Origin of the sequence: Bacillus sp. PSXD-155, from assembly GCF_049310765.1 — a bacterium.
In the GTDB taxonomy this organism is placed as follows: domain Bacteria; phylum Bacillota; class Bacilli; order Bacillales; family Bacillaceae_G; genus Bacillus_A; species Bacillus_A cereus.
On sequence record NZ_JBMOWC010000013.1, the window covers coordinates 110,609 to 123,866 of the forward strand.

The following is a 13,258-nucleotide window of genomic DNA, read 5'->3' on the forward strand; positions in this document are numbered from 1 at the left end:
AGCCAATTGGACGGTGTTATATCCAGCCAATTTTACTATGCTAAATAGGGAAGGGGAGATTCGGATGAAACGATGGCAAATGGAATGGCTCCTAGTATCAGTTGCATTAGTATGGGGAGCAAATTATACAATAGGAAAGTATGGCGTGGCATATATGTCATCCATTCAATTTAATAGTTTACGATTTTTAGTAGCATCACCGGTATTATTACTTATTACTTTTATAATGGAACGCTCATTACGTATTGAAAGAAAAGATTGGTTACGATTAGTAGCAGTCGGTATCGTTGGTACGACAATGTATCAAACGATGTTTATGCTATCTGTGAAATATACTTCAGCAACGAACGCCTCATTATTAATTGCGATGTCACCTATTTTTACAGGGATATTAGCAGTATTGCACAAACAAGAACGTTTTTCGATGAAGGTACAAATTGGTTCAATAGTAGCGTTTATTGGTGCAGCATTCGTTTTATTAACAGGACATACAGAAGGAACTACTTACGAATATGCGTGGCTTGGAAACATAATTGGATTAGTCGCAGCGATTGCGTGGGGATGGTATCCAATATTAGCGCAACCTCTTATAACAAAATATTCCGCAATGAGAGTCACATCTTGGTCAACTTTAATTGGAATTGTACCTCTCGTTGTATATTGTTTATTCAACGTAAATACATTAACGTGGCCAGTAGACATGCCAAGCTGGGGGTCTCTAGCATATTCAATCGTCTTCGCGACAATCTTCGGACTTGCAATGTGGTATGTCGGTATTAGTAAAATAGGCTCAACGAAAGTAATGGTTTATATGTATCTTGTACCATTGTTCGCAGTTATCTTCGCGGCAGTAACTATCGGAGAGCAAATCAACATGATGCAACTCGTTGGCGGACTTATAATCTTTATCGGCTTATATGTTGTAAAAAAGGGTGGAATTCAAAAGCCAGCTCTCAATTTGAAAAAAGTAAGTTAACAATAAAAAGGATCTCTTTCATATAGAAGGAGATCCTTTTGGTTTTTGTAATAAAAGCGCTTGTTCAACAGCCCATTTTTGATGATCATGAATGAGAAGCTCTACAGCAAGTAAAGGAGACATCCACCGCAAAACATGATCTTCCTCACAGTTTTCAGTTTGTGTCTGCACCATGTTCGCAATATAAAAGAACCCATCGTTTAAATAATAAGTATCTTCTTTTTCCGCATAAAAATATCGCATTGCATTACCGATATATTGATTAATTTCAATTGCCCATCCTAATTCCTCTAGTAGTTCACGATGTAAGCATTCATCTTTTGTTTCGGTACCTTCCATACCGCCACCAGGTAAAAAATAACGGTCTCCTTTTTGGATAATAGCAATGTTTGAAGAAGTTGAGTTAAAAATAATTGCATAACAACTAGGCCGTAATACATATTGCTCAGTAGGCTTTTTATAACCAAAAATAAGTTTAGATATCATAAAACACGTCACCTCTCTATAAAATACACAAAAGGAATAATAAGGTAAAAATAGAGTTGTATAAGTATAATCTTACGAGATTGGAGTGATAACAAAATGATAAATCGAAAGTGTTCGCGCTGTAAAGAAATTACAGGTACATTGCACGGTGGTAAAAAAATTAAGGAAGAATTTCTATGTGAGGACTGTTTACAAAAAGGAATTGCGAGTGGAGAAATCGAATTATCACAAGTGGAAGAAAAACAAACTTCGTATCTTTCTATAAAAATATTAAAAATAATGAGTGTGATTTATTTAATAGGATCTATTTTAATGGCTTTTTCAACTGGTCCATTTATACATAACCTGGGGTTTGATGAAATGTCCATTTCAGGATCAGAATTAGGTTTAATAAGTATTGTTATGCTAGGTTCTATATTTCAGTCAGTTCTCGTATTTTGCGGGATATGGGTATTCATCCTATTAGTAGAAACAGTCATTAAAATTTATGAAAAAATGAAGTGAGTGAGAGGGAGAAACATATGCGAGTAAGAAACATCCAAGGGGAAGATTATGTAAAGATTCATTCTGTTTTAAATGATTGGTGGGGCGGGAGAGACATGGCTGCCATGTTGCCAAAATTGTTCTTCATTCACTTTCAAGAAACGAGTTTTATTATTGAAGAAGAGGGAGAAACGTTAGGTTTCTTATGCGGATTCTTCTCACAAACGCATAAAGAGGAAGCGTACGTTCATTTTATCGGTGTCAATCCGAAGTATAGAAGAAGAGGAATTGCATCGACATTGTATTCGTATTTCTTTGATGTCGCACGTGCAAATAACCGTAAAGTTGTAAAAGCAATCACGTCACCAGTTAATAAAAAATCGATACAGTTTCATAGGGAGATTGGCTTTCAAATTGAGGCTGGGGATGATGAGATAGAGGGTGTATCGGTACATACAAATTATGATGGGAACGGCGGGAGTAGAGTGTTATTTTTGAAAAATGTGTAAAGAGAGGCTAACGTGTTGTTAGTCTTTTTGTGATGAGGAGATAAAAGTATGGAGAATAAACAAAGTAGAAATGAGTATGTAAGACGCATACATACAGTTCAAGATTATATAGAATCAAACATAGACAGTTTACTATCCATTGAAGAGCTAGCGGATATAGCAGGATTTTCAAAGTTTCATTTTCATCGAATTTTTAAAGGAATAGTAGACGAGCCGTTATCACGATATGTAAATCGATTGAAGTTAGAAAGGGCAACAAACCTTCTTACATATCGATTGGATATGACGATTACGGATATCGCTTACCATTTTGGTTTCACAGATTCAGCAGTTTTCTCCCGTACATTTAAAAATTATTACGGAGTAAGTCCGTCTCAATATCGAAATCACAATAGCAAGAATTGCAAAGACGTAAGGGGAATTCCTCAATACAATGAATGTAAGAAGGTTCGAGGTAATGTTGAAATTGTAACAGTGGATGATATAAACGTCGCATACATAAGACATATAGGTACATATGAAGAGTTAACTATAGCTTTTCCAGAAATGATAGAGAAACTATTTCATTACGCAACTAAGCAAAACTATCATGTATTTGATGATACGAAAGTATTAACCATTTACCACGATCATCATGAATTTACTGAGGACTATCATTTAAGAACAAGTTTATGTATAACAATTCCGGAGGCGTCCGCAATAGAAACGAACGACATAGGAATAATGGTAATACCTTCAGGCAAGTATGTAGTAGGACATTTTGAAATATTTCAAAATGAATATAAAGGAGCATGGGACTTTATATACGGTGAGTGGCTTCCAAATAGCGGATATAAACCGAGAGATTCGTATCCTTTTGAAGTATATAAAAATGATCCAAAGCAGCATCCAAAGCATAAACATATAGTTGATATATATGTACCTATCGAACCTTTTTAATTATAGGTTAAAGGGGAAGGAATAATGAAAACTGCTGAAAAGTTAGATCAGATTATAAAAGAAGAATATGAAAATATGAATGGTATGTTAGTAGTGCAGAAAGGTAATGTTATTTTTGAAAAATATTATAACGGTTACGGTCCAGATGATGCATTTCACATAGCGTCAGTCACAAAAACGATAATCTCTGCGCTAATTGGGATATGTATAGATAAGGGCTATATAAAAAGCGTTGATCAAAGAGTAATAGAATTTTTCCCGGAATATAACGTTAATTCATCTGAAGTAACAGTAAGCCATCTTCTAACGATGACAGCTCCACATCCATTCGTAGACTGGCAGGAACCGTTAGAAGAACTATGTACACAACAAGATTGGATACAATATACGTTAAATAGGATAGGAAACGGCGGAGAAATTGGATCTTTTAAATATTCATCTGCAGGAGCTCATATACTATCAGCGATCATAACGAACGCAACAGGAAAAAATGCGCGTGAATTTGCGAATGAATACTTATTTCAGCCACTCGGCATGAGAGAAATTCCAAACTATAATATGAAAGCATTTGGATTTGATGACTTATTCGGAAAAGATGTGAAAGGATGGGTTCACGATCCAAATGGTATTTCGACGGGCGGCTGGGGACTAACGTTAACGGTTAGAGATATGGCGAAGTTTGCACAGATGTATTTGAATGAAGGTATTCATAATGGAAAACAAATACTATCAAAATCATGGATAAAAGAATCGACAGAAATGAACCAAAATCAATATGGTTATTTATGGTGGTTACGAGAAGAAGAGGGTGTCTATTCGTATTGTGCAATGGGTGATGGTGGGAATATGATTTGTTGTATTCCAGAGAGAGAATTGTTAGTGGTGATTGCTTCAGAGGTTATACCGAATGCACGGGATAGATGGGAGCTAATTAAAGGGTGCATACTTCCTTATTTAAAAGATTAATATGGTTATTTTTATCAAAATAAGAATGAAAGGTTTAGTTAAACTTGTTTTGTTCTCCATGATAGAATAAAGTGTCGTGATTACAAAGTTTTGTAACTAAGACTATAAAACTTCAACACCTATACGATTATTAAATAATTGCAAGGTGTTGAAGTACTTTTTAATCTATTAAAGCTGCTTTCAACTAAAAGAAGAAACATCTTTTTTCTTAGCTGTTTAACTATTTTTTAACTTTGTGAAGTATAAGATACATCGTGCCCAGCACAATTGCTAGTAAGGTAAATTTAATTAATTCTATTAGGCTGGCATCCCATTTGTTTTGCGCTACATCTGTTAAATAAAATACATTAAACATACCATGTAAAATTGCGGGTGATATTACAGAACCACCATATTCTCTCGTGTACGTCAAAATTAAAGACAATATAAATAATAAAGAGAGATAACTTAATATTCCTACAAACTGAAACTCATATTTTTTATAAAAGATAGCTACTGGTAAATGCCATGAAGACCAAAGCAAAGCTATAATAATAGCTGTTTGCATAAATGAATATTTTTTTCGTAAATAGTAATGAAAATTCCCTCGCCATATAATCTCTTCTAATAATGCAGATAAAAATCCAATTGTAAGACCAACGAGCAAGAGAAATCCTAATTCATTCCAATTATAATATAATAACTTTATATCATAATTATAAAAATAGAAATGGAGACATAGTCCTAGAAGTAGTGGCAATAATATAGAGAAAATAAGTGTTTTTATTTTTGGACGTGAAAATCCAAATGTATGAACTATTTTTTGTTTCTTATATAATGTTTGATATGAAATAACTGCTAAAAGCGGAACAACCATTGTAAACCCCAAATAATTACGACCATTTTCTATGTTCAGCAAGATGATATATACAAGTGATGTAAGAAAATAAATACATAATGTTGAATGATAAACTATGTGTTTATTAATATTTTTCACCTGCCTAAGTATGTATAAGTGGTTAATCGAATATCCGATATTTTAATTATATATGAAATGGAAATCGACAGAATGAATATTTCCATATTATTGTTTTTAAGATAGAAAAAGTGTCGAAATTACATATATTGAATTTATAGAAAAATTAAATTATCCACCGTAACTTTTCACAACAAAAAATCGTTAAACAAAAGAATAGATTTTTTATCACGAATGGGGGAGAACCATGAAAATTCTAATACTAGGCGGTACACGATTTTTAGGAAGAGCTTTTGTAGAAGAGGCTTTGAAAAGAGGGCATGAAGTTACAATATTCAACCGTGGAACAAACAATGAAATTTTTCCAGATGTGGAACATTTAATCGGTGACAGAAATGGTGATGTATCAAGTTTAGAGAATCGAAAGTGGGATGTTGTCGTAGATACGTGTGGGTTTTCTCCGCATCACATTAGAAATGTTGGAGAAGTACTTAAAGATAATATTGAACACTATATATTCATCTCAAGCCTTTCCGTATATAAAGATTGGATTCCGCATGACATAAAAGAAGACTATATATTACAACCTGAACCAACTGAAGAGCAAATAAAGGCTGTAGAGAATGGTGAAATATCTCCTTATGAGCATTATGGTGCGCTGAAAGTATTATGTGAAAAAGAAGCAGAGAAGTATTGGCCGGGGCGTGTTTTACACGTAAGAGCAGGACTTCTTTCAGGAATGTTTGATTATACAGATCGACTAACATACTGGATCGGGCGTGTAGCAAAAGGAGGTAAAGTGTTAGTACCAGGCAGAAAAAATCGTCCAGTGCAATTAGTTGATATAAAGGATGTCGCGAGCTTTGGACTCAACATGGCAGAAAATAATAAAGTAGGTACATTCAATATAACAGGTCCGAATGATGAATTGACGATGGAAGAACTATTATATACGTGTAAAAAGGTTACGAATAGCAATGCTGAATTCATTTGGGTAGATGAGTCATTTATGAAGGAACAAAAAGTAGAGCCTTGGACAGAGATGCCTTTATGGATTCCGGAAACTTTTCCATTAGAAGGGGAAACGAAGCCGTGGAAAGGTGGATTTTCAATTAGCATTGAAAGTGCTGTTAAAGAAGGGCTTACTTTTAGAAGAATAGAAGAGACAGTTACAGATGTGTATGGGTGGATGGAGAGTACGGAAGAATGGGAATTAAAAGCAGGTATTTCAGGCGAGAGGGAGAAGGAATTGTTAGAAAGATGGTATCAATAAATTTAGCGGAGTCCTTTGAATATACTTGATTGCACATAAGGAGGAGAAAAGGTGATGTGGAAAGACACCATTCACAGTATCTCATCAAACTTAAGCTTAAAAAATCCGGCTACGAAGGAGGAACTTACTGATATACAACAATGTTTACATGTGGAGTTACCGAATGATTTATATCAATTATTACAAGAAACAAACGGTATAGAAGGTGAGTACGGGGACTTTATATGGTCTGCTTCAAAAATTAAAACTGAAAATATGAATATGAGAAATATAGCTGATTTTAAGGATCTATATATGCCTTTTGGCTGTTTATTATTTTTTGCTGATGGCGGAAATGGTGATTTGTTTGGCTATTCCATTTTGAATGGAAAAGTGCAAAGAGATGATATATACGTATGGAACCATGAAAATGATAGTAGAACGTGGATTGCTCCTTCGTTTGAAATTTTTATGGAGTGGTGGGAGAGCGGAAAGATAACAATTTAAACATAGTATTAAGAAAAAACGCCTTGTTACTAAAGAAACAAGGTGTTTGTCGTATGTAAATTTATAACTCAATTGGTTCTTCCCCATACATTTCCCACAGCTTAGAAAACATATTTTTCAGTCCTTCTTCGTCATCCTCATCCTAGTCTAACTTGATATCAACTTCCTCAAATTTTTCTTCTATTTCAAACTCTTTCTCTTTCACACTATCAGTTGTGCCAATTTTTCTGTAAAACACAACGAAGTCTTTATCGTGTATTAGCTAGTAGCAAGACCTCCACCTCAAAATCCGGCTAATACAAGGAAGGCCCGTATAAATAAGTTGTATTAATTACATTATTAGATTGTGTTTGTAACTATATTTCGGGAATTTTCTGTTGATTTAAAATGTGCGATAGTATATATTGTATATAAAGTATATATACAATATTTTTCAAAAGAGGTATTTGCATGCAAATCATTATTAAGAACACTTCAAAGGAACCCATTTACGAACAAATTGGACTCCAAATAAAAAAACTTATTTTACTAGGTGATTTAAAACAAGGAGATGTCCTTCCTTCAATGCGTCAGTTAGCAAAAGATTTACGAGTAAGTATTATTACAACGAAAAGAGCATATGAAGAACTGGAAAAAGACGGTTTTATTAATTCAATTGTCGGAAGAGGGTCCTTTGTAGCAGAACAAAACATTGAAACTATGAAAGAAGAAAAATTAAAAACAGTTGAAGAAAAGTTATGTGAAGCGATTCAAAATGCTAAGCAAATGGATGTTTCTTTAAATGAGCTAAAAGAAATGCTTACAATTTTATACGAGGAGGAAAACTCTTGGAAAACGTAATAGAACTTCAAAATGTCAGTAAATCTTTTAAAGGGTTTCAAATAAACAATTTTTCGATGGAAGTAAAAAAAGGATTTGTTACGGGTTTTATTGGAGGAAATGGATCAGGTAAATCTACAACGATTAAAATGATTATGAATCTAATAAACCCGGATAGTGGAAACGTCTCCTTATTTGGCATGAACTATTCCACTGATGCGAAACGAATTAAAGAAAGAATTGGCTTCGTTTATGACGATAATGTGTTTTATGATGAACTCACATTAAAGGAAATTACTAAAATTATTGCGCCTGCTTATAAGAAATGGGATTTTAACCAATTTACATATTATAAAGACCTGTTCGAATTACCATTAAATAAAAAAATGAAAACATTCTCCAAAGGAATGAAAATGAAAGCCTCTCTCGCAATTGCCCTTTCACATCATGCTGAACTAATTATTATGGATGAACCTACATCTGGACTTGATCCTGTATTCAGAAGAGAATTATTGGATGTTCTACAAAATATTATGCAAGATGGAGAGAAAACTATCTTTTTCTCATCACATATTACAACGGATTTAGACCGCATTGCCGATTATATTACATTTATTCAAAATGGGAAGCATATTTTCACAAAAGATATTTATGCCATTGCAGAGGATTATGTTTTAGTCAAAGGAACACTAGATTTGTTAAAGTTTGATACTGAGCGTGAATTTATTTCTGTACGTAAAGCAAATACAGGTTTCGAGGGATTGATTGAAAATACAGATTCTATCGAAAACTTATTTGATAAGGATGTGGTGATTGAAAAACCAAGTTTAGAGGATATTATGTATTTCATGAAAAAGGGGGATTCAAGATGCTTAATTTAATTAAAAAGGATTTGATTTTACAAAAAACTTTCTTGCCTGCTTATCTCTTATTTCTAGTTACCTATTTGTGGGCCGGCATGGATGTAGCATATGTCATAATTATTTGTAGTGCCGTTTTTGTAATTAACACATATCAATCTGATGATAAAGATAATGCTAATATTTTAGTAAACTCATTACCGTATACTAGGAAGGAAATTATAAGTTCAAAATACGTTGGAACCTTACTTTTTACAATAGTAATCATCCCATTTTGTTTAGTTGGAAAATATTTCATTTTAGACAGCATGGAATTTCAACTTTCCTTAGAAAGTTACATACTAGGCTTCTTGGCAGTCATGCTGATAACAGCATTTTACATCCCATTTTTTGTTGCATTTAAAGTGAAAACACTTGTACCAGTTTTTATATTTTTATCTATTGGAGTTATATATTTAATGCGAAATACTCCATATCTATTAAATAAATATGCTAATGGCGTACTGACCTTTTTAAAAGAGATTTCAGATTTGAAATTATTTCTTTTATTTGCTGTCATAGCAGTGGGGTGCTATGGGGGTTCATGGATATTATCTATTCGTATCTATCAGAACAAGGCTCTTTAATAGCAAGTTCTAAAAGGAGGATGGTTTAAATGACATCAAAAAAAGAGCGTCCTAGTCGAATACGAAATTGGCTGAAAACTATTGGAGCATTTTTCGTTATGCAACTAATTTTTATCATCCTTGATATGAATTCGTGGATACCGAACTTCAAGGAAGGAGGAGTTGGGGAACGTCTCGTTAATTCAGAGTTCTTTACGGAATGGTTCGCTCCTTATAAAACAAAGCAATTTAATGTACTAACGGCAGTTATGGCTATTTTATTATTCCTAAATGTAGTAACAAGTGCAATAAAAGACGCTTTTTCTAGAAAAAGAATTAATTAGCACATAAGTTGACCTTGCGTCTTTTTAATAATGTCTTAACTATATTTAAAAACAACAGGAAAAAGATAAAAACTCCACTTATTGATGTTTCACTTTATCTTTTACAATGATTTCTTGAAACTTATTTGATTTTTCAGTTTTGTGTATTGATAGAGATGCATTCGTCCCCCATAATGCTTCCAAAGTGTGCGCAGTAATTTTGACATATGTATTTATACTTGTGATGACAAATGATGTGTATCGTTTTTGGAAAGTTCGAAAATTATTGAACGAACTAGAGAAATTTAGTAATCTTATTTGTACAGCACATACATATTAGTTTTGTAATGGTTCGTTATTTAAAAAATATGTAAGGGGAAATGGGTGTGGATCTTACGTTTAAAGTTGAGGAAACATGTTTTAATTACCGCGTTGGAGCAATTTGTAAACAGAATAATAAAATACTTATTCTTCAAAACAAAGGGGAAGATTATTGGTATGTACCAGGCGGTAGAGTAAAAATGCTAGAAAATAGTGAAGCTGCGTTAAAACGAGAACTTGCAGAAGAACTAGCTGTTCCTATGAAAGGGAAGAGATTAATATGGACAGTAGAAAATTTCTTTACACTTTCTGAGCGAAAGTTTCATGAGATTAGTTTTTATTATGAAGTAGAGCTACATGAATTACCTGCGAATGGAGCGGATCAATATATTTTGGAAGAAGAGGGTAGAACGTATTTGTTTAAGTGGGTGCCGGTAGAAGAGTTAGATGCATATAACTTACAGCCTGCATTTATAAAAGAGAAAGTAAAGGATATAGCAGTTCATACAGAACATATCGTTTTACAAAATTAAATGTATTCGGAGGGGAAAAGGGTGAAGGGGACTAAAAAAGAAATACATATAGATGATAAAGTAATTCGTTACACACATATCGAAAAAGGTTCTAGTAGGATTTGCTTTATGTTCTCAGGTTCAGGATACAATTACGATAAACCGTTATTTTATTATGCAACGATGTTAATGCTTGAACATAAAATAGATGTTATACATATTCATTATTCCTTTGATGGACAATTAATGAATAAACCGATGGAAGAAGTAACGAAAGTAATGATGGATGATATTCATCCTATAATGAAAGAAGTATTAAAAGATGAGCAATACAACGAGACTTTGTTTTTAGGGAAATCACTCGGAACAATTCCGATTGCAAATGATTTAATGAAGAGAGAAGAATTCGCGCAGTCAAAAATGATGCTACTTACACCTTTACTGACGTTTGATACAATTTTTGATTCTATCTTACATAGTAGTCACGAAGGGCTTTTAGTTATTGGGGATAAAGATCACCAATACAATGCAGATCAAATTGATCAGTTATATAAAACAACTTTAACGATTGATGTTGTTAAAAACGCAAATCATTCTGTAAATGTTGGGGAATATGAAACAAAGAATTCAATTGAAGCGATAGCAAATATAATAGAAAAGCTTAAAGAAGTTGTTAGGAAAAACTAACTCATCAATACATGCAAAAAGAGGTGCGAATTGCACCTCTTTTACTTTTAATAAGCCTTCAACACATGAAGCAAATAATCTTTCCGGTTCAGCGGATTATAATCAACACGTTTTCGAGTAGGGAAGGGAGCCATAAGCTTTGTGAAACCAGCTGGCTTCGTTGTAAATATGCCTTCTCCTTCTGTAAATGAATGTAGTATTCGTTTGAAACTCTCTGTTTTCGCAACAGGTAATGATCCTGTTAACTGATAAGAATTGTAATTGAATATAGGCTCTGCAAAAGTTGCTGGAACGGCAGCGAGTTTATACATTGCAGTACTAATTGCGTGCTCCGGTACAGTTAATTCAAACTCATTTACTGGTTCATATACATATGTTTCAGCTTGCTTTAAAGCATCCATTAATACGATCGGTGTCAAATTTCTAAAGTCACTTGCTGTTGTAACAGGACTAGCATAACCAGTATGTGTTAACGTGACGATAATATCTGTAACTTCCCATCCATATAATCCTTGTTTTAACGTTTGAAATACCGTATCTTCAATCGCTTTATGGAATGCTAAAGGTAGTGATCCGAGTTCAACTCCTAAGTGATATGTTACGCCAGAGTTAAGTTCACCACGTTCAACTTTGAATCCGACTGTTGCGTAAAATGGATTCTCTTTTTCACCCATTACTTCAACAGAATTGCCTAAGCCAATTGGTTTCTCGATACATACAACTCGCGTATTTGAAAAAGTAACTTGCAAATTATATTTCTCATAAAGTGTTGTTTCAATTACTTCTTTTTGTACCTCACCGAAAAGGCGAATGTATAGTTCATTATGAACATCATCTTTCCACACTTTAATAAGTGGATCTTCTTCACATAGCTCCATAAGTGCAGCGTATAAATCATGAATTCTTTCTTTTGATACTGCATCAATGGAAGCTTCCATTTGTGGTTCGGCAAAGTGAATATCTTTTATATAATCCGTACGTTCACCAATAATATCACCAATTTTTATATCATTCAGTCCCCACACTTTGCAAAATTCTCCGCTAGGAACGATAGTAGATTGAACAGCATTTCCGCTATGAAACATACACATTTTTTTAATCTTTTCTTTATGTGGTAGAGACTCATTGCGCTGTATATCAACATATTTTCTAACATGTAAGCTACCTGAAAAAACTCTTATATAAGCAACCTTTTCTCCAGAAGGTTCACGTTCAATTTTAAAAACAACACCGGATAATGGTTCCTCTTGTGCCGATGTAAGAGCTGGCATTAGGGCCGGAAGTTTTTCAAGTAGCTCTGTTACTCCTATACCTGTCATTGCTGAACCGAAAAAGATTGGATACACACTTGCTTGCTGTATTTGCTGTTCTAGTTTTTCTCTTAATAGTGCGTCCGGTATTATTTCGTTATTTACATATGACTCAAGTAATGATTCATTAAATGGTGCTAACAGTTCCATACAATCGTCATATGATTTATATTCAATGATCCGGGCTTCTTTCGTTCCTTCGTTTAGAACAGAGTAGAAGGGGAATGCTTCATTTGAAAGAACCTCTTTTATTTGTTTCATAACTTTTTCAGTGTTTGCTCCACTACGATCAATTTTATTAACGAATAAAATTGTCGGTATGTTTAGTTTCTGTAATGTTCGCATTAAAATTTTTGTTTGTGCTTGCACACCTTCAACGGCAGAGATAACTAAAATCGCACCGTCTAGAACGCGGAATGATCGCTCCACTTCAGCGATAAAATCAGCGTGTCCAGGTGTATCAATGACATTTACTTTTACATCATCAATAAAGAAAGAAACGACAGATGCTTTAATCGTAATTCCGCGTTGTCTTTCTAATTCCATTGAGTCAGTTTGTGTATTACCACTATCTACTCGGCCAATTTCTTTAATCACATTCGTTTCATAAAGAATACGCTCAGTCAAACTCGTCTTGCCAGCGTCTACGTGCGCGACAATCCCTATATTTATTGTTGTCATTTGTGAATATCCTCATTTCATTTTCCATTTTCATTTCCTCATTTCTATTTGTGTATTGCCGCATTAT

General features: G+C 33.8%; 16 protein-coding genes. 13 read left to right on the plus strand and 3 right to left on the minus strand.

Going from position 1 to position 13,258, the window contains the following annotated elements; genetic code table 11:
• Window positions 1-64 precede the first annotated feature (64 nt).
• Entirely contained in the window at window positions 65-976 is a 912-nt protein-coding gene (locus tag ACO6VI_RS16405; RefSeq protein WP_063547762.1) for a DMT family transporter, read from the plus strand.
• Between the two features lie 18 nt (window positions 977-994).
• Here ACO6VI_RS16405 and ACO6VI_RS16410 read toward each other — a convergent pair whose 3' ends face one another.
• Window positions 995-1,462, minus strand: a complete 468-nt coding sequence (locus ACO6VI_RS16410) for an NUDIX hydrolase (RefSeq protein WP_000623966.1) — start codon at window positions 1,460-1,462, stop codon at window positions 995-997.
• A gap of 96 nt (window positions 1,463-1,558) precedes the next feature.
• On the opposite strand from ACO6VI_RS16410, the gene ACO6VI_RS16415 reads away from it, so the two are divergent.
• The 4 genes from ACO6VI_RS16415 to ACO6VI_RS16430 are packed head-to-tail and all read left to right on the plus strand — an operon-like array spanning window position 1,559 to window position 4,359.
• Window positions 1,559-1,966, plus strand: a complete 408-nt coding sequence (locus ACO6VI_RS16415) for a DUF3980 domain-containing protein (RefSeq protein ID WP_000610492.1) — start codon at window positions 1,559-1,561, stop codon at window positions 1,964-1,966.
• Between the two features lie 17 nt (window positions 1,967-1,983).
• The gene (locus tag ACO6VI_RS16420) at window positions 1,984-2,454 is read left to right on the plus strand and encodes a GNAT family N-acetyltransferase (protein ID WP_001266040.1); all 471 of its coding nucleotides are present in this window, start codon (window positions 1,984-1,986) and stop codon (window positions 2,452-2,454) included.
• 48 nt (window positions 2,455-2,502) lie between these two features.
• Window positions 2,503-3,393, plus strand: coding sequence for an AraC family transcriptional regulator (locus ACO6VI_RS16425; RefSeq protein WP_422423665.1), 891 nt, complete (start codon window positions 2,503-2,505; stop codon window positions 3,391-3,393).
• A gap of 24 nt (window positions 3,394-3,417) precedes the next feature.
• Window positions 3,418-4,359: a serine hydrolase domain-containing protein gene (locus ACO6VI_RS16430; RefSeq protein ID WP_063547758.1), complete on the plus strand. Its 942-nt coding sequence runs from the start codon at window positions 3,418-3,420 to the stop codon at window positions 4,357-4,359.
• Window positions 4,360-4,579: 220 nt separating this feature from the next.
• On the opposite strand, the gene ACO6VI_RS16435 is transcribed toward ACO6VI_RS16430, so the two are convergent.
• Window positions 4,580-5,335, minus strand: a complete 756-nt coding sequence (locus ACO6VI_RS16435) for a CPBP family intramembrane glutamic endopeptidase (protein ID WP_088020643.1) — start codon at window positions 5,333-5,335, stop codon at window positions 4,580-4,582.
• Window positions 5,336-5,561: 226 nt separating this feature from the next.
• On the opposite strand from ACO6VI_RS16435, the gene ACO6VI_RS16440 reads away from it, so the two are divergent.
• The 8 genes from ACO6VI_RS16440 to ACO6VI_RS16475 all read left to right on the plus strand — a co-directional run bounded on the left by ACO6VI_RS16440 (window position 5,562) and on the right by ACO6VI_RS16475 (window position 11,200).
• Window positions 5,562-6,587 (plus strand): SDR family oxidoreductase, encoded by a 1,026-nt coding sequence (locus tag ACO6VI_RS16440; RefSeq protein WP_063547754.1) that lies wholly within the window; start codon window positions 5,562-5,564, stop codon window positions 6,585-6,587.
• Between the two features lie 54 nt (window positions 6,588-6,641).
• Window positions 6,642-7,073, plus strand: a complete 432-nt coding sequence (locus tag ACO6VI_RS16445; protein ID WP_422423674.1) for an SMI1/KNR4 family protein — start codon at window positions 6,642-6,644, stop codon at window positions 7,071-7,073.
• A 450-nt stretch (window positions 7,074-7,523) separates the two neighbouring features.
• Complete coding sequence (locus ACO6VI_RS16450; RefSeq protein WP_161519825.1) at window positions 7,524-7,913, plus strand: GntR family transcriptional regulator; 390 nt, start codon at window positions 7,524-7,526, stop codon at window positions 7,911-7,913.
• The gene (locus ACO6VI_RS16455; protein WP_063547750.1) at window positions 7,901-8,773 is read left to right on the plus strand and encodes an ABC transporter ATP-binding protein; all 873 of its coding nucleotides are present in this window, start codon (window positions 7,901-7,903) and stop codon (window positions 8,771-8,773) included. Before ACO6VI_RS16450 ends, ACO6VI_RS16455 begins: the two co-directional genes overlap by 13 nt.
• On the plus strand, window positions 8,761-9,378 hold the full coding sequence (locus tag ACO6VI_RS16460) for an ABC-2 transporter permease (protein WP_063547748.1): 618 nt from the start codon (window positions 8,761-8,763) through the stop codon (window positions 9,376-9,378). The genes ACO6VI_RS16455 and ACO6VI_RS16460 overlap by 13 nt, the downstream gene beginning before the upstream one ends.
• 29 nt (window positions 9,379-9,407) lie before the next feature.
• Window positions 9,408-9,701, plus strand: coding sequence for a YfzA family protein (locus ACO6VI_RS16465; RefSeq protein ID WP_063547746.1), 294 nt, complete (start codon window positions 9,408-9,410; stop codon window positions 9,699-9,701).
• A 365-nt stretch (window positions 9,702-10,066) separates the two neighbouring features.
• Window positions 10,067-10,534, plus strand: coding sequence for an NUDIX hydrolase (locus ACO6VI_RS16470; RefSeq protein WP_063547744.1), 468 nt, complete (start codon window positions 10,067-10,069; stop codon window positions 10,532-10,534).
• Window positions 10,535-11,200 carry an alpha/beta hydrolase gene (locus tag ACO6VI_RS16475; RefSeq protein ID WP_109737082.1) on the plus strand — a complete coding sequence of 222 codons (666 nt, stop codon included), beginning with the start codon at window positions 10,535-10,537 and terminating at the stop codon, window positions 11,198-11,200.
• 47 nt (window positions 11,201-11,247) lie between these two features.
• On the opposite strand, the gene ACO6VI_RS16480 is transcribed toward ACO6VI_RS16475, so the two are convergent.
• The gene (locus ACO6VI_RS16480) at window positions 11,248-13,191 is read right to left on the minus strand and encodes an elongation factor G (RefSeq protein WP_161519826.1); all 1,944 of its coding nucleotides are present in this window, start codon (window positions 13,189-13,191) and stop codon (window positions 11,248-11,250) included.
• Window positions 13,192-13,258 lie beyond the last annotated feature (67 nt).

Bases quoted from the DNA above. Each gene is read 5' to 3' on its own strand.
- ACO6VI_RS16405 (WP_063547762.1), top strand. From the start codon at position 65: ATGAAACGATGGCAAATGGAATGGCTCCTAGTATCAGTTGCATTAGTA.
- ACO6VI_RS16410 (WP_000623966.1), bottom strand. From the start codon at position 1,462: ATGATATCTAAACTTATTTTTGGTTATAAAAAGCCTACTGAGCAATAT.
- ACO6VI_RS16445 (WP_422423674.1), top strand. From the start codon at position 6,642: ATGTGGAAAGACACCATTCACAGTATCTCATCAAACTTAAGCTTAAAA.
- ACO6VI_RS16430 (WP_063547758.1), top strand. From the start codon at position 3,418: ATGAAAACTGCTGAAAAGTTAGATCAGATTATAAAAGAAGAATATGAA.
- ACO6VI_RS16440 (WP_063547754.1), top strand. From the start codon at position 5,562: ATGAAAATTCTAATACTAGGCGGTACACGATTTTTAGGAAGAGCTTTT.
- ACO6VI_RS16480 (WP_161519826.1), bottom strand. From the start codon at position 13,191: ATGACAACAATAAATATAGGGATTGTCGCGCACGTAGACGCTGGCAAG.
- ACO6VI_RS16465 (WP_063547746.1), top strand. From the start codon at position 9,408: ATGACATCAAAAAAAGAGCGTCCTAGTCGAATACGAAATTGGCTGAAA.
- ACO6VI_RS16475 (WP_109737082.1), top strand. From the start codon at position 10,535: ATGTATTCGGAGGGGAAAAGGGTGAAGGGGACTAAAAAAGAAATACAT.
- ACO6VI_RS16450 (WP_161519825.1), top strand. From the start codon at position 7,524: ATGCAAATCATTATTAAGAACACTTCAAAGGAACCCATTTACGAACAA.
- ACO6VI_RS16420 (WP_001266040.1), top strand. From the start codon at position 1,984: ATGCGAGTAAGAAACATCCAAGGGGAAGATTATGTAAAGATTCATTCT.
- ACO6VI_RS16415 (WP_000610492.1), top strand. From the start codon at position 1,559: ATGATAAATCGAAAGTGTTCGCGCTGTAAAGAAATTACAGGTACATTG.
- ACO6VI_RS16460 (WP_063547748.1), top strand. From the start codon at position 8,761: ATGCTTAATTTAATTAAAAAGGATTTGATTTTACAAAAAACTTTCTTG.
- ACO6VI_RS16425 (WP_422423665.1), top strand. From the start codon at position 2,503: ATGGAGAATAAACAAAGTAGAAATGAGTATGTAAGACGCATACATACA.